This window comes from Kitasatospora sp. NPDC091207 (genome assembly GCF_044768625.1).
Taxonomy (GTDB): domain Bacteria; phylum Actinomycetota; class Actinomycetes; order Streptomycetales; family Streptomycetaceae; genus Kitasatospora.
In genome coordinates, this window is sequence record NZ_JBIVVS010000022.1 from 74,745 (window position 1) to 90,096 (window position 15,352).

At 73.1% G+C, this 15,352-nt stretch carries 10 protein-coding genes; 7 read left to right on the plus strand and 3 right to left on the minus strand.

The window, feature by feature from the left end; translation table 11 throughout:
- Nucleotides 1–97 precede the first annotated feature (97 nt).
- The 4 genes from ACIQTO_RS29335 to ACIQTO_RS29350 all read left to right on the plus strand — a co-directional run bounded on the left by ACIQTO_RS29335 (nt 98) and on the right by ACIQTO_RS29350 (nt 7,366).
- Nucleotides 98–1,105, plus strand: coding sequence for a carbohydrate ABC transporter permease (locus ACIQTO_RS29335; protein WP_402394158.1), 1,008 nt, complete (start codon nt 98–100; stop codon nt 1,103–1,105).
- Entirely contained in the window at nt 1,102–2,148 is a 1,047-nt protein-coding gene (locus ACIQTO_RS29340; protein WP_402394161.1) for a carbohydrate ABC transporter permease, read from the plus strand. The genes ACIQTO_RS29335 and ACIQTO_RS29340 overlap by 4 nt, the downstream gene beginning before the upstream one ends.
- A 97-nt stretch (nt 2,149–2,245) precedes the next feature.
- Nucleotides 2,246–5,392, plus strand: coding sequence for an Ig-like domain-containing protein (locus tag ACIQTO_RS29345; RefSeq protein ID WP_402394164.1), 3,147 nt, complete (start codon nt 2,246–2,248; stop codon nt 5,390–5,392).
- A gap of 219 nt (nt 5,393–5,611) precedes the next feature.
- Complete coding sequence (locus tag ACIQTO_RS29350; RefSeq protein WP_402394166.1) at nt 5,612–7,366, plus strand: DUF4153 domain-containing protein; 1,755 nt, start codon at nt 5,612–5,614, stop codon at nt 7,364–7,366.
- Nucleotides 7,367–7,538: 172 nt separating this feature from the next.
- Here the strand turns inward: ACIQTO_RS29350 and ACIQTO_RS29355 are convergent, their stop codons facing one another.
- Complete coding sequence (locus ACIQTO_RS29355) at nt 7,539–9,086, minus strand: MFS transporter (RefSeq protein ID WP_402394169.1); 1,548 nt, start codon at nt 9,084–9,086, stop codon at nt 7,539–7,541.
- Nucleotides 9,087–9,258: 172 nt separating this feature from the next.
- Here ACIQTO_RS29355 and ACIQTO_RS29360 point away from each other — a divergent pair, with 172 nt between their 5' ends.
- The 3 genes from ACIQTO_RS29360 (at nt 9,259) to ACIQTO_RS29370 (ending at nt 11,758) form a co-directional block, all read left to right on the plus strand.
- Entirely contained in the window at nt 9,259–10,041 is a 783-nt protein-coding gene (locus tag ACIQTO_RS29360; RefSeq protein ID WP_402394172.1) for a TetR/AcrR family transcriptional regulator, read from the plus strand.
- Between the two features lie 221 nt (nt 10,042–10,262).
- Complete coding sequence (locus ACIQTO_RS29365; protein WP_402394175.1) at nt 10,263–10,973, plus strand: ribonuclease HII; 711 nt, start codon at nt 10,263–10,265, stop codon at nt 10,971–10,973.
- Nucleotides 10,974–11,230: 257 nt separating this feature from the next.
- Nucleotides 11,231–11,758 (plus strand): hypothetical protein, encoded by a 528-nt coding sequence (locus ACIQTO_RS29370; protein ID WP_402394177.1) that lies wholly within the window; start codon nt 11,231–11,233, stop codon nt 11,756–11,758.
- 182 nt (nt 11,759–11,940) lie between these two features.
- Here the strand turns inward: ACIQTO_RS29370 and ACIQTO_RS29375 are convergent, their stop codons facing one another.
- The gene (locus ACIQTO_RS29375; RefSeq protein WP_402394180.1) at nt 11,941–12,609 is read right to left on the minus strand and encodes a hypothetical protein; all 669 of its coding nucleotides are present in this window, start codon (nt 12,607–12,609) and stop codon (nt 11,941–11,943) included.
- Nucleotides 12,610–13,020: 411 nt separating this feature from the next.
- Complete coding sequence (locus tag ACIQTO_RS29380; protein ID WP_402394183.1) at nt 13,021–15,306, minus strand: RecQ family ATP-dependent DNA helicase; 2,286 nt, start codon at nt 15,304–15,306, stop codon at nt 13,021–13,023.
- Between the last annotated feature and the right edge of the window lie 46 nt (nt 15,307–15,352).

Below are 15,352 nucleotides of genomic sequence, written 5' to 3' on the forward strand. Positions count from 1 at the left end.
CCACCGCACGGACCACCTGTCGAGGGCGGTGCGGGGCCACCCACCCGCACCGCCCGCCCCCTCCTCTCTGCCCGCGGCAGGGAAAGGACGCGCAGCCATGTCCCTCACCGCCACCGCGCTCGCCGACGGCGCCTGGGGCGACGCAGCGGTCAAGTTCGGCAACAGCTTCGGCGCCGTCGCCGGCTTCCTGGGCATCCTGCTGCTGGTCTTCCTGGTGGCCGGCCGGGCCTCCGGCCGGATCGCCCGGCCGCTGTCCGTCGTGGTCTTCCTCGGCCCGGCGGTCGTGCTGCTGCTCGTCGGCCTGGTCGCCCCGCTGGTCCGCACCGTCTACCTGAGCCTCTACGACGACGACAGCAGCCGGTTCGTCGGCGGCGAGAACTTCGGCTGGGCGCTCACCACCGATTCGGTCCAGAAGATCCTGGTCACCACCCTGCTCTGGCTGGTGGTCGCGCCGCTCGCCGCCACCGGCCTCGGGCTGGTGCTGGCGCTGCTGGTGGACCGGATGCGCGGCCAGGCGGTGTACAAGTCGCTGATCTTCATGCCGATGGCCATCTCGCTGGTCGGCGCCTCGATCATCTTCAAGTTCGTCTACGAGTCGCGTGACGCCGCCCAGTCGCAGATCGGTCTGCTCAGCCAGCTCGCCGTCTCGCTGGGCTGGGAGCACCCGCCGAACTGGATGCTCTCCCAGCCGCTCAACACCTTCCTGTTGATGGCGGTGATGGTCTGGGTGCAGACCGGTTTCGCGATGGTCGTCCTCTCGGCGGCGATCAAGGCGATCCCGGACGAGGTCACCGAGGCCGCGCGGCTGGACGGCGCGGGCGGGGTGCGGCTGTTCTGGTACGTCACGGTGCCGATGATCCGCACCACGGTGGTGGTCGTGCTCACCACGGTGATGATCACCACGCTCAAGGCCTTCGACATCGTCCGCACCATGACCGGCGGCAACTTCGGGACCCAGGTGCTGGCCAACGAGATGTACTCGCAGTCCTTCGTGCAGTTCAACACCGGGCGGGGCAGCGCGCTCGCGGTGATCCTCTTCCTCGCGGTGCTGCCGCTGGTGGCCTACAACATCGTCCAGCTGCGGAAGGAGCGCGGAGTCCGATGAGCGCGAACCGTCGGCCCGCCGACCGGCGTCGGGCCCCCTTCGACCGGCGTCCGCGGGGTGAGCGCCGGCGTCCGCCGGACGACCGCGGCCGGCCCTCACCCGCGCGCACGCGGCTGGGCGCGCGCAGGCCGCTGGGCGAGCGCCGTGGCCCGGTCAGGCAGGCCTTCACCAGCCCGCTCGCCTCGGTCTTCGTGATCGCGGTGACGGTGCTGTGGACCGTCCCCACCCTCGGACTGCTCGCCACCTCGCTGCGCCCCAAGCAGGACGTCACCGCCGACGGCTGGTGGAACGTGTTCGTCCACCCCGACCTCGGCCTCTCGAACTACCACACCGTGCTGTTCGAGGGCGGTTCCGGCGTCTCCACCGGCCTGATGCCCTTCCTGGTCAACTCGCTGGCGATCAGCGTCCCGGCGACGCTCTTCCCGCTGGTGCTGGCGGCGATGGCCGCGTACGGCCTCGCCTGGGTGCGGTTCCGGGGCAGTGACACGGTGTTCTTCGTGGTGTTCGCGCTCCAGGTGGTGCCGATCCAGATGGCACTGATCCCGCTGCTGCGACTGTTCTCCGGCGGTGCGCACCTGGGCTCGATGACGCTCCTCCCGGCGGTGGACCTCAAGGGCACCTACGCGCCGGTCTGGCTGGCGCACACCATGTTCGCGCTGCCCCTGGCGATCTTCCTGCTGCACAACTTCATCGCCCAGCTGCCGCGGGACCTGATGGAGGCGGCGGTGGTGGACGGCGCCTCGCACTTCAAGATCTTCCGCTCGATCGTGCTCCCGCTCTGCACACCGGCGCTGGCCTCGTTCGCCATCTTCCAGTTCCTCTGGGTCTGGAACGACCTGCTGGTGGCGCTGACCTTCGCCGGCGGCACCCCCGAGGTGGCGCCGATGACCGTCCGGCTGGCGCAGTTGTCCGGCTCCTTCGGCGGGCGCTGGGAACTGCTCACCGCCGGGGCGTTCCTGTCGATCATCGTCCCGCTGGCGGTCTTCTTCGGCCTCCAGCGGTACTTCGTCCGCGGTCTGCTGGCCGGTTCGGTCAAGGGATAGTTCCGATCGGCGCGGGATGTGACGGTTGCGTGGACACGGTCGGCACCGAACCGGTACACCGATAGGGGCAGTTGACCGAAGCGCATGGGGGGCGGCCATGGCAGGAGCAGGCATCCGCGCGGGCGCCGGGTGGCGCGGCAGGGTCGGGGGCCTGCTGGTCGCCCTCACCACGGCGGCGGCGGTGGTCGCCGGTCCGGCGGCCGTTCCCGCGGCGGCCGCCACCACGACGCTGGGCAGTACGGCCGTCGGTCCGTCCACCGACTCGGCGGACTCCGACTACCTCAACGCGTCCAGGTACGTCACCGGCGCGGCCGGCGGCACGGTCAGCGCCATGAGCGTCTACGTGGGCGCGGTGGACGCGGCGCCGAACAACCAGTTCCAGGTGGCGGTCTACCGCGACAACGGGGGCAGCCCGGGCGCCCTGCTGGCGAGCAGCGCCGCGGCGACCCTGACCGCCGACAGCTGGAACACGGTGCCGCTGACGACGACACTCGCCGCCAACACCGCGTACTGGCTGGCCTACAACAGCAACGGGACGACCGCGGCCGTCAACAATCTGCGGTACAGCCCCGGCGGTACCAGCGCGTACGGCAACGGCGGCCGGGCTTACGGCAGTTGGCCGGCCGACTTCGGCCCGGTGACGTCCGGCGGTCTCAGCTTCTCGATCTACGCGACCTACACCGCGGAGCAGGCCCCGCCGCCACCGCCGCCGGGCGCCGGACCGGGCGGTGAGGGGCCGGTCCTGCTGGTCACCAGCCAGGCCAACCCGTACACCCGCTACCTGGCCGAGATCCTCAAGGCCGAGGGGCTCAACTCCTACCGCACGGTGGACATCTCGGCGGTGACCGGCCCGCTGCTGGCCTCCTCGGACGTGGTGCTGCTGGGCGAGATGCCGCTCACCCCGGCGCAGGCCGCCCTGTTCACCACCTGGACCAACGGCGGTGGCCGACTGGTCGCGATGCGCCCCGACAAGCAGCTCGCGCCGCTGTTCGGCCTCACCCCGGCCACCGGCACCCGGGCGGACGCCTACCTCAAGGTGGACACCTCCGCCGCCCCCGGCGCCGGGATCACCGGCGACACCATGGGCTACCACGGCGCCGCCGACCTCTACACGCTCAGCGGCGCCACCACCGTCGCCGCCCTGTACAGCGACGCCGCCACCGCCACCGCGAACCCGGCCGTCACCCTGCGGACGGCCGGCGGCGGGCTGGCCGTCGCCTTCAGCTTCGACCTGGCCAGGTCGGTGGTGCAGACCAGGCAGGGCAACGCCGCCTGGGCCGGCCAGCAGCGGGACGGCACGGACGGCTACGAGGCCTCGGAGATGTTCTTCGGCACCGGAGGCCAGCCGGACTGGAACAACCTGGACAAGGCGCTGATCCCGATCGCCGACGAGCAGCAGCGGCTGCTGGCCAACCTGATCACCCTGGTCGACTCCACCCGCAAACCGCTGCCGCGCTTCTGGTACTTCCCGCGTGACGTCAAGGCCGTGGTGGTGATGACCGGCGACGACCACGGAGTCGGCGGCACGGCCGGCCGCTGGGACGGCTACATCGCGCAGAGCCCGCCCGGCTGCGACGTCGCCGACTGGGAGTGCGTCCGCGGCTCCTCGTACATCTACACCGACGACCCGCTGACCCCGGCGCAGGCCCAGGCCTACACCGACCAGGGCTTCGAGGTGGGCGTCCACGTCACCACCAACTGCCGCCCGTGGGGCAGCACCTCCGCGCTGCAGGGCTACTACACCGACCAGTTGTCCACCTGGCGGGCCAAGTACCCCTCCCTGCCGGGCCCGTCGAGCAGCCGCACGCACTGCGTGGAGTGGGACGACTGGGCGACCCAGGCGAAGACCAAGCTGTCCAACGGCATCCGGCTGGACACCGACTACTACTTCTACCCGTCCAACTTCACCAAGGACCGCCCCGGTTACTTCAACGGCACCGCCCAGATCATGCGCTTCGCCGACACCGACGGCAGCGTGATCGACGAGTACCAGGCCACCACCCAGCTGACCGACGAGTCCGGCCAGTCCTACCCCGGCACCATCACCACGCTGCTCGACGCCGCCTACGGAAGCAAGGGCTACTACGCGGCCCTGACCGCGAACATCCACACCGACTTCGCCGCCTCCGCCGCCTCGGACGCGGTCATCGCCGCCGCGAAGGCCCGCGGCGTCCCGGTGGTCTCCGGCCGGCAGATGCTCACCTGGCTCGACGCGCGCAACGGCTCGGCCTTCGCCGGGCTGGCCTGGAGCGGCAGCGCGCTGACCTTCGACATCACCGGCGGGGCCAACGGGCTGCGGGCGATGCTGCCCGTCTCCGCCGCGTCCGGCACGCTGACCGGCATCTCCTCGGGCGGTCGGTCCGTCCCGTACCGGATCGAGACGGTCAAGGGCGTGGCCTACGCGTTCTTCGACGGCGCGGTGGGCTCCTACTCGGCCTCGTACGGCCGTGACACCACCCCGCCCGCCGTGACCGGGAGCAGCCCGGCCGGCGGTGCCACCGGGGTCCCGCCGGGCACGGCGGTGCGCTTCTCGTTCGGTGAGCCGCTGGACCAGGCGAGCGTGACCGCCTCCGCCGTGACCGTGCGCACCGCGGGCGGCGCCGCCGTGGCCGGTTCGGTGGCGTACGACGGCGCCGCCAACGGCGTGGTCTTCACGCCGAGCGCCCCCCTGGCGCTGACCACCGGCTACACCGCGAGCGTCCAGGGGGTGCGGGACACCTCCGGCAACGCGCTGGCGAGCCCGTACGCGATCTCCTTCACCACCGGGGGAGCGGCGCCCAGGACGCTCGGCAACACGGCGGTGGGCTCGCTGGTCGACGACACCGACTCCCACCACCTGAACGGCAGCCGGATCACCACGGGGGCGTCGCCGGTGCCGCTCACCGCGCTGAGCGTGCACGTCGGACCGGTCAGCGCGGCGCCGAACAACCAGTACCAGCTGGCCGTCTACACCGACGCGGGCGGCTCGCCGGGCACCCTGGTCGCGGCGACCGGCAGCGGCACGCTCACCGCCAACGCCTGGAACTCGCTGCCCGTCGGCCTGACGCTCAACGCCGACAGCGCGTACTGGCTGGTCTACAACAGCAACGGCACCGGCGCCTCGGTGAACAACATGAACTACTCCACCGGCCCGACCGGCTCGGGTGCCTACAGCAACGCGGTGGTGCCCTTCGGCGGCTGGCCCGCGGCGTTCGGGCCGGCGGTGAAGGACACGCTGCTGTACTCGCTCTACGGCTCCTACTGACCTCCTGACCGGCCTTCAGCTCGGTCGCGCCCCGGCCCCTGCCTGGTGGGTGGACTCTCCGGACACCGCTGTCACAGCCCGGTGGCAGCGGCGTCCCCGGTGTTTTTGAACTTGTTCAGAATGGTCTACAGTCGGCGTCAGTCGCGGCGCCCCGGCGCCTTCCGGCGGGCTGCCCCCTGGGCGGCTGCCGCATGCCCGCAGACCTTCGAGGGGGAACCCATGCCCGGCCACGCCACACCCGCCCCGGCCGGCGGGCCGTCCGGATCCGACCCGTACCGCGCTCCCGCCGGCCCGTACCGCGCTCCCGCCGGCCCGGGGGAGCAGCCGGCGGCGCCGGGCGCGGAGCAGCGGCACGACGCTTCCGCGCCAGGGCAGCAGACCTGGCCGGGCGACCCCGGGCAGGACCGGCCGGGGTCGGCGGCCTCCGGCCCGAACCCCTACCGGGCGCCGGGCCGGCCGGCGCCGAAACCCTTCGCCTGGCTGCGCCCCAGCGACCCCGGCCCCAAGGCCCCGGTCACGCCCAGGACGCTCGTGGCCGCACTGCTGACCGGCCTGCTGACGGCCTGGCTGCTCGACCGCGGACTCGGCGTCAACCTGCTGATCTGCGGCACGGTCGTCGCCGTCGGCGCCGGCCTGGCCGCCCGCTCCGCCGGTCGCCGGGTGCGCGGCTGGACGATGCTCTGGAGTGTGCTCGCGCTCGCCCTGCTCGCCGTCCCGGCGCTCTCCGACGCCGGCTGGCCGACGGCACTGGCCACGGTCGGCGGGCTGGCCCTGGCCTCGCTCGCGCTGCACGGCGGCCGGCGCTGGGCGGGCGTGCTGCTCGCCCTGCCCGGCATCCTCTGGCAGCTGGTGCCCGGCCTGCGGTGGGCCCGCACCGGTCTGCGCGGGCTCAGCCTGCCCGCCCGGGGCAAGGTGGTGCCGGTGTTCAAGGCGGTCCTGGTGACCGTCGTGCTGCTGGTCGTCTTCGGCCGGTTGTTCGCCAGCGCCGACGCCGCCATGGCCGATCTGATGGACGGCCTCAGCCCCAGCCTGGCCCCCGGCGAGATCCCGCTGCGCGCCGTGCTCTTCGCCCTCGGCGTGGTCACCGCGCTGGGCTTCGCCCACGTCGCGGCGGGCCCGCGCCGCTGGGACCGCACGGTGGTCCGGCCGGGCCGCGAGCGCGGCCGGCTGGAGTGGGCGCTGCCGCTGGTCGCGCTCAACCTGATGTTCGGCGCCTTCGCCGTGATCCAGGCCGTGGTGGTGCTCGGCGGCCGGGACTCGATCATGCGGAACACCGGGATGAGCCGCTCCGAGTACGCCCGGCAGGGCTTCTGGCAGCTGACGGTCGTCACCGTGCTGACCCTCGTCGTGGTGGGCGTCGCCAAGCGCTGGGCGCCGCGCAGCACCGAGGCCGACCGCAGGCTCGCCCGCGTCCTGCTCGGCCTGCTCTGCCTGCTCACCCTCGTCGTGGTCGCCTCGGCCCTCGGCCGGATGTGGTTCTACGTCGACGCCTCCGGGCTGACCAGGCTCCGGCTCTGGGTCCTGGTGGTCGAGGTCTGGCTGGGCGTCGTGTTCGTGCTGCTGATCACGGCCGGCCTGGTCCGCTCGGCGGGATGGCTGCCGCGGGTGGTGGTGCTCAGCGGCGTGCTGACGGTGGCGGTGTACGGGCTGATGGGGCCGGACGCGATCGTCGCCGAACAGAACGTGGCCCGCTTCGAGCGGACCGGGCAGATCGACCTGCGCAACGTCCGGGATCTCTCGCTGGACGCCGTCCCGGCCCTGGACCGGCTGCCGACGGACTACCGGACCTGCGCGTTGCAGCTGATGCGGATCGACGCCGCCGGTGCGCCCGAGCCGTGGTACGCGGCCAGTCTCGCCTCGGCCCGGGCCCGGAGCGTCTTCGCCGAGCGTCCGTTGGTGAACGAGGTGTCGGCGCAGGGGGGCGCCTGCGAGCGGGCCGGGCTGGGGGAGGGCGACGGGACCGAGCGGTACTGACCGGCGCCGATCCGGTCGGGGATCGCTGGTCGGGTCGGGTCGGGCCGGTTGGCCGTTGGCCGGTTGGGTCGGGGGCGGCGTGAGCGGTCCTGGAGGTGACCCGATGCGCGAGGGCCGGCCGGGAGCTCGCTGCTCCCGGCCGGCCCTCGCGGCGTCGCGTTCGTGCGTCGCGTCAGTGCATCGCGATGCCGGAGGTGTTCGAGGCCAGGTCGTCGGCCTTGGCCTTGATCACGAAGACCGCGACCAGCAGGGCGAGCCCGGCGAGCACCGCGCCCACGATGAAGCCGTGCGAAATGCCGTAGGCGAGCACCTGGTTGGCCGCGTCGGTGCCCTTGGGGAACTCCTTCTTCTCCAGGAACACCGCCTTCTGCTCCGGCGTGGCCGTGGCCAGGAAGCCGGGGAGCTGCAGCTTGGCCTCCGCGGTGGCGTAGTGCGCGAACACCGTGGTGAGGATCGACAGGCCCAGCGAGCCGCCGATCTGCTGCATCGAGTTCAGCAGGCCGGACGCCGCGCCGGTCTCCTCACCGGCGACACCGGCGACCGCGAGCAGCATCACCGGGACGAAGGTCAGGCCCATGCCGAAGCCGAACACGACCGTGGGGCCGAGCACTCCGTCGAGGTAGCTGCTGTTCGCGTCCATCTGGGTCAGCCAGGTGAGCCCGATGGTGACGAAGAGCGCGCCGCCGGCCATGAACGGCTTCGGACCGTACTTGGCCTGGAGGGTGGAGGCCACCTGCGCGGCGATGATGATCGAGATGCTGATCGGCAGGAACGCGAAGCCGGCCTTCAACGGGCTGTACCCGAGCGGTCCCTGGACGAAGAGCGTGACGTAGAAGAAGATGCCGAACATGGCCGCGGCCAGGCAGAGCATCATCACCAGGCCGCCGGTGCGATTGCGGTTGGCGAACAGGTGCAGCGGGGTGATCGGCTGCGCGGTGCGCTTCTCGATCACCAGGAACGCGGCCACGAGCAGCACGCCGGCCGCGAAGGAGCCGAGCGTCACGCTGTCCGTCCAGCCGTCCGACGCGGCCCGGATGAACCCGTAGACCAGGCCGATCAGGCCCAGCGTGGAGGTGAGTGCGCCGGGCAGGTCGAAGCGGCCCTCGTGGCGCTCCGACTCGGCGATGTAGCGCGGCGCGGCGATCGCGATCAGGACGGCGATCGGCACGTTGACGAAGAACACCCAGCGCCAGTCGAGGTATTCGGTGAGCACGCCGCCGGCCAGCAGGCCGATGGCCGCGCCCGAGCCGGCCACCGCCGAGAAGACGCCGAACGCCTTGTTGCGTTCCGGTCCCTCGTCGAAGTTGGTGGCGATCAGGGCGAAAGCGGTGGGCGAGCATATCGCGCCGCCGATGCCCTGGAGCGCGCGGGCGGCCAGCAGCATGCCGCCGTCCTGCGCGAAGCCGCCGAGCAGCGAGGCCAACCCGAACAACAGCGTGCCGGCGATGAACACCCGGCGACGGCCGAGGATGTCGCCGGCGCGGCCGCCGAGCAGCAGCAAGCCACCGAAGGTCAGCGTGTAGGCGTTGATCACCCACGACAGGTTGGTGGTGGAGAAGTTCAGCGCGTCCCTGATCTGCGGCAGCGCGATGTTCACGATGGTGGCGTCGAGGACGACCATCAGCTGCGTGGCGGCGATGACGGTCAGGGTGATGCTCTTGTTCCTGCCCTGGCTGCCCTGCGATGGAGAGTTCTTGCTGAGTGTGTCGGAGATAGCCAAGTTAGTGCCCCCTGCTGGCTACTGCTTCGTATGCTGTGGACCTGAGGTCCAGCGCGGTCCCGCGGCGTCCCGCAGGCTATGAAGGAACGGGATCGTTCACTAGCCTGGACGATATCCTGGACAAGATTGTGAACGCAAGCGTTCCCTAAGGTTGGTGACGATGGATCAGTTGGTGCGACGCCAGAGGGCGGACCGGACGGCCGGTCGGACGGTCGAGCGGCCGCTCGACCAGGCCGCGGACCTGGCGGGCGAGCAGCTCACGGGGCCGGCGGAGGGGCGGGTGGCGGAGTTTCCCGCCGCGCCCGCGCCGCTGGCCGCCACCCCGGTGGCCGGGCCGGCGTCGCACTGCCCGGTGAAGGTGGCGGCCGAGGTGCTGTCCCGGCCGATGCGCCGTCGGGGCAAGGAGTTGGAAGGGGCGATCTTCGAGGCCGCGCTCGACCAGCTCACCTCCGGCGGATTCGCACGGCTGACGATGGAGGGCATCGCCGGGGCCGCGCGGACCGGGAAGGCCGCGCTGTACCGGCGCTGGGCGTCCAAGGTCGAACTCGTCATCGACGCCCTGGACTCCACTCTGCCACGGCCCTCCGACACCCCCGACCTCGGGTCCGCCCGCAGTGAATTGCTGCTGCTCATCCAGGGTTTCACCGAGGCGATGAACTCCCGGTCGGGCGGCGCGATGCAGGCACTGATGGCCGAGCTGGAGCATGAGCAGGCCGAGCTGTTCAAGGGCTTCATCGTCCAGCGGGTGGTCGAACCGACCAAGGCCACCATCCTGGAGATCCTGCGGCGCGGCGCCGAGCGCGGCGACGTCCGGCCCGGCGCGGTCACCTCGCTGGTCGCCGACGTCGCTCCGGCGGTGCTGATGTACCGGGTCAAGATCTGCGGCCGGCATCTCGGGCCAGAATTCGCCGTCGAGCTGGTGGACGAGGTCCTGGTGCCGCTGATCCGCACCTGATCCGGGGCTGATCCATAGTTGGCGCGAGCGCTCCCGGGGTGTCGCGCCCGTACGCCGGGTGGGTCCGCCCGGGTGGCGGGTGCGGCAGCCCGGAACCGGCGGGCCGGTAGCCGTGGGCCGCCGGTGGTCGGTGGTCGGTGGTCGGTGGTCGGGGTGGAGTGGTCCGGGGCGGCGCCGGGCGGGGCTTACGCTGGAGGTTGCCCCAGCCGAAGGACTCCGCGATGCCCATCGTCCCGCCGACGCACTCCGTCGAGCGCTCGCTGCGCCGGGCCGGCGCCAAGATCGTTGTCGGTCTCGACGAGGTCGGGCGCGGCGCCTGGGCCGGGCCGGTCACCGTCGGCGCGGCCGTCACCGGGCTGCGCAAGCCGCCGGAGGGCCTGACCGACTCCAAGCTGCTCACCGAGCTCCGCCGCGAGGCACTCGCTCCGGTCCTCGCCGACTGGGTCACCGCGTACGCGCTCGGTCACGCCTCCGCGCTGGAGTGCGACGAACTGGGGATGACCGCGGCGCTGCGACTGGCCGCCGTGCGTGCCCTGGAAGCACTGCCGGTGGAACCCGACGCGGTGATACTCGACGGCAAGCACGACTACCTGGGCGGCCCGTGGCGAGTGCGCACGGTCATCAAGGGCGATCAGTCCTGCATCTGCGTCTCGGCGGCCTCGGTGCTCGCCAAGGTCCACCGCGACGGTCTGATGGCCGAGCTGGGGGAGACCTGTCCCGAGTACGGCTTCGCCGACAACGCCGGCTACCCGTCCCCGGTGCACCGCGCCGCGTTGGAGGAGCTGGGGCCGACCGAGCAGCACCGGCTCTCCTGGGCCTACCTGGACGGGATGCCCAAGTGGCGTCATCTGAAGCGGACCCGGGCCGTCGTCGGCGTCGGCGGACCGGGTCCGGCGGGCCCCGCGGACGAACAGCTGACGCTCGGTTTCTGACGTTTCGTCGGCCATTGCCCCGGGTGGGGGCGAAAGGCTCGTGGTGCCCAATGGGTGGGGCGCCCGTGCGCGCCCGACCGGCATTTGATAGATATCCGGGTATGCCTGTCTTCCCCGAGGAGCCGGAGATTCACGAGAGCCTCCCGGGCCCCGGCGTTCCCTTCCCCCGCGAGTCGGACGCACAAGCCCCCCGTACGCCTGCCTCCGGCAGCGCGACCTCTGCCGCACAGTCGACCGTCACCGCTGCCCCGGCCCCGGTGCCGGGCCAGCGCCCCGCACCCGCGCGCTCGGCGCCACCGGGTGCCGAGCGCCCGGGGCCGAAGCCCCGGCCGGCCGGGATCCCCAAGCCCGGCCCGCGTCGCCCGGCGCCCGCCGCACCGCAGGCCGCGGTCCAACAGCTCCCCGCCACCGCCGCGCAGGCGCTGGACCGCGCCGACGAGGCGGTCGACCGGCTGCTGGAATCCGGCCGTGACCCGGGCACCGTCCTGGTGCTGACGGTCGGCGAGCCGCACCCCTGGCAGCGGCACGAACTCTCCTTCGGCGAGGAGCGCTACTGGGCGCAACTCGCCGAGGGCGATGACGTGTTCTACGCGGACGCCGCGCTGACCCGCCCGGCCCGCCGCGAGGTGGTCGTGCTGGTCGTCAACGGCGGCACGGCCGACCGTGCCGCCAAGGCGTTCACCGAGGCCCGGGGCCGGGCGGCCGAGCTCCTGGTGGTCTGCGGAAACGCCGGCCCCGCGGCCGCCGCGTCCGCCGCACCGACCGGTCGCCCCGTGACCGCCTGATCCCTGTCGACCCCCGGGCCCGGCGCCACCTGGTGCCGGGCCCGACCCATGCCGTCGCCCGGCTCGTCGGCCGGCGGCGTCCTCGCCTGCCCGCCGGGCCGCCGGCAGCGCCCGTCGCGGCCTCGTGACAGCGGCCTTCCTGGGCCGCCGCGTGACGTCGGCCGCGCCCCCGGGCAGTCGCCTCAGCGGGTGCCGGTGCGCCGGCCCGGTTCGATCGCCGCGACCCGCGCGGGGGCCCAGGGGCGCTCGGCCTGGCGCAGCGGGCGCTGTCCGCGCGTGCTGTCCAGCGCCGAGCGGGGCGGCAGTTCGGTCACGGTGTGGACCGGCCCGTCCGCCCAGGAACCCGCGTGCGGATTGCGTCCGCCGCGGCCGTCGGCGAGGATCTGCCAGCCCGCCGGGGACAGCGTGATGTACGAACCGCAGCGCAGCCCGTGCAGGGCCGCCGCGTCCTGCAACGCCCACATCCAGGCGCCGTCCTGAGCCGTCCAGCCCGCCGCGCCCTCCCGGCAGCGCAGCAGCACGGCCGTTCGGGCCGGGGCAGCCCGGCGCAGGTCGTGCGGGGTGACCTGCCGCAGGTGCGCCAGGATCGCGTTGCGGTGCTGCCAGCCGTCGGTGTGGCGCGGCCAGGGCGCGAAGGAGGCCGAGGCGTTCAGCCGGTGTGATGCGTCCAGCACGGCGATCACGACCGTGCCGGGCTGCGGCAGGTGGCGTTGGTGCAACTCCAGGACGAACTCGCGCGGGTCGCGCAGCGACGGGATCCCCGAGGCGGCCCACGTCTCCAGATCGCATACCCGTCTGGGCGCCGAACTCCGGGCGAGGGGATACTGACCTCGGCCGATACCGTTGATCACGATCCTCCTTCCGACCCACGGGCGCGCGGGTACGTGTGTACGCCGAAGGCCTGGTCCAGCGGACCGGGTTCCGGGTACGGTCCAATTCTCAGGGCAGATGGGGTGGAGCGGCAACGATGAAATGATGAACGCCGCCCGAAAGCCAACGTTCTGCCGGATATATTCCACGGCGGCGCGAACGCTACTCGGAGACGGCGGGGCCGTGATCCGGGTCGCCCGAAGGCCTGTGCGGACGGCTTTCCGCATGGTCACCCCGCTCTTTGCCCGACTGGCGCCCCCGGCGCCGTCGGATCCTCCGGCTCGCGGCCGCATTACTCCATTCGGGTGTACGTCGGCCATGGAACCTCTCGCTCCGCGGCCGGCTGTCCGACGGCGCGCCCCGATCGTGTCGTCCCGGCTCGGCTGCCCCTCTCAGCCCTGCACGGCCAGTACCAGTGGCAGGACGGCGCTCGCGCCCGCCTTGCGCAGCAGCCGGGCGGCGACCGTGACCGTCCACCCGGAGTCGACCAGGTCGTCCACCAGCAGCACCGGTCCGCCGGCCGCCGCCACCGCGGCCTCCACCTCCGGCGGCAGGGCGAGCGCCCCCGCCAGCGCGTGCAACCGCTGGGCACTGTTGCTGCGCGCGCCGTGCGGCGGCCGGCCGGTCGCGTACTCGATCCGCCCGAGCAGGGGCAGTCGGCCGATCTCGGCGATCCGGGCACCGAGGCTGCCGACCAGCTGCGGCCGGGCCGACGAGGCCATGGTCACCACGCCGACCGGCCGGTCGAGCCGGACGCCCTCCGTCGTCGCGGGCCCGGCCCAGCCGCCGGGGCCGCGCGCCCAGTCGCTCAGAACCGCCACCAGGGCGTCCACCGCCTCGCCGGGCACGGGCACGTCGGGGGCCTGGTCGGCCAGCAGGGTCCGCAGCCGGTTGCCCCAGCCGATGTCGGACAGTCGGCCGAGGGCCCGCCCGGTCTCGGCCTGTTCGCCCGCCGGAATGCGTCCCTTGAGCGGCACCCCCAACGCGTCCATGCCGGTCGGCCAGAGCCGGCGCGGCTCGAAGCTGACGCCGGGCCGGCCGAGCGCGGCCCGCGCGGCGTCCAGCGCCGCGGTGGAGACCTCCGGGGTGTGCAGCGGCCCGGCGCAGTTGTCGCAGCGGCCGCACGGCTCGGCCTGTTCGTCGTCCAGCTGGCGCCGCAGGAACTCCATCCGGCAATCGGTGCCCGCCGCGTACTCGCGCATCGCCCGCTGTTCGGCCTCGCGCGAGGCGGCGACCTTGGCGTAGCGGGCGGTGTCGTACGCCCAGCTCTGCCCGGTGGCCGTCCAGCCGCCCTTGACCCGGCGCACCGCGCCGTCCACGTCGAGGACCTTGAGCATGGTCTCCAGCCGGGCGCGGCGCAGGTCCACCCGGGGCTCCAGCGCGGCGGTGGAGAGCGGCCGGCCGGCCTCGGCGAGGGCGTCGATGGTGCGGCGGACCTGCTCCTCGGGCGGGAAGGCCAGCGAGGCGAAGTAGCGCCAGATCGCCTCGTCCTCGCGCCCGGGCAGCAGCAGTACCTCGGCCCGGTCGACGCCACGGCCGGCCCGGCCGACCTGCTGGTAGTAGGCGATCGGCGAACTGGGCGAGCCCAGGTGCACCACGAAGCCGAGGTCGGGCTTGTCGAAGCCCATGCCGAGCGCGGAGGTGGCGACCAGCGCCTTGACCCGGTTGGCGAGCAGGTCCGCCTCGGCGGTACGGCGCTCGGCGTCCTCGGTGCGGCCGGAGTAGGAGGCCACCGGGAAGCCCCGCTCGCGCAGGAAGGCCGTCACCTCGTCGGCGGCGGCGACCGTCAGGGTGTAGACGATGCCGGAGCCGGGCAGCCGGTCGAGGTGGTCGGCCAGCCACGCCAGCCGGTGTGCCGGGTCGGGCAGCGCGAGGACCCCGAGGGTGAGGCTCTCGCGGTCGAGCGGCCCGCGCAGCACGAGGGCGTGGGCGTCCGTGGAGCCGGTGCCGAGCTGCTCGGCGACGTCGGCGGTGACCCGGGCGTTGGCCGTGGCGGTGGTGGCCAGCACCGGGACGCCCGGCGAGAGGTCGGCGAGCATGGTGCGCAGCCGGCGGTAGTCGGGGCGGAAGTCGTGGCCCCAGTCGGAGATGCAGTGGGCCTCGTCCACCACCAGCAGGCCGGTGGAGGCGGCGAGCTTGGGGAGCACCTGGTCGCGGAAGTCGGGGTTGTTCAGCCGCTCGGGGCTGACCAGCAGGATGTCCACCGCGCCCGCCGCGACCTCGGCCTGGATCGCGTCCCACTCGTCGGTGTTGGCCGAGTTGATGGTGCGGGCGTTGATGCCGGCCCGGGCCGCCGACTCGACCTGGTTGCGCATCAGGGCGAGCAGCGGGGACACGATCACCGTCGGACCGGCGCCGCGGGCCCGCAGCAGGGCGGTGGCGATGAAGTAGACGGCGGACTTGCCCCAGCCGGTGCGCTGCACCACCAGGGCCCGGCGGTGGTCGACGACCAGGGCCTCGATGGCCGTCCACTGGTCCTCGCGGAGCGTGGCGGCGGGCCCGGCGAGCTCGCGCAGGACGGCCTCGGCCCGCGCCCGGACCTCGGCGCGGTCGGCGGCTGTCGCGCTGCCGGTGCCGGCCGTGGTGGTGGCGTCGGTGGCGGTGGTGTGGTTCTGCGGCTGCTGCATGGCCTCCATGTAACCCCGTGCGGCCGACAATGGGCGAACGGTGCTGCTCATGCGGGGGTGACCCGCGGGTGCATTTCATCGGCTCTTCCGCTGAACG

Excerpts from the sequence above, each read along its gene's own strand:
- ACIQTO_RS29335 (WP_402394158.1), top strand. The coding sequence starts at position 98 with ATGTCCCTCACCGCCACCGCGCTCGCCGACGGCGCCTGGGGCGACGCA.
- ACIQTO_RS29340 (WP_402394161.1), top strand. The coding sequence starts at position 1,102 with ATGAGCGCGAACCGTCGGCCCGCCGACCGGCGTCGGGCCCCCTTCGAC.
- ACIQTO_RS29345 (WP_402394164.1), top strand. The coding sequence starts at position 2,246 with ATGGCAGGAGCAGGCATCCGCGCGGGCGCCGGGTGGCGCGGCAGGGTC.
- ACIQTO_RS29350 (WP_402394166.1), top strand. The coding sequence starts at position 5,612 with ATGCCCGGCCACGCCACACCCGCCCCGGCCGGCGGGCCGTCCGGATCC.
- ACIQTO_RS29365 (WP_402394175.1), top strand. The coding sequence starts at position 10,263 with ATGCCCATCGTCCCGCCGACGCACTCCGTCGAGCGCTCGCTGCGCCGG.
- ACIQTO_RS29380 (WP_402394183.1), bottom strand. The coding sequence starts at position 15,306 with ATGAGCAGCACCGTTCGCCCATTGTCGGCCGCACGGGGTTACATGGAG.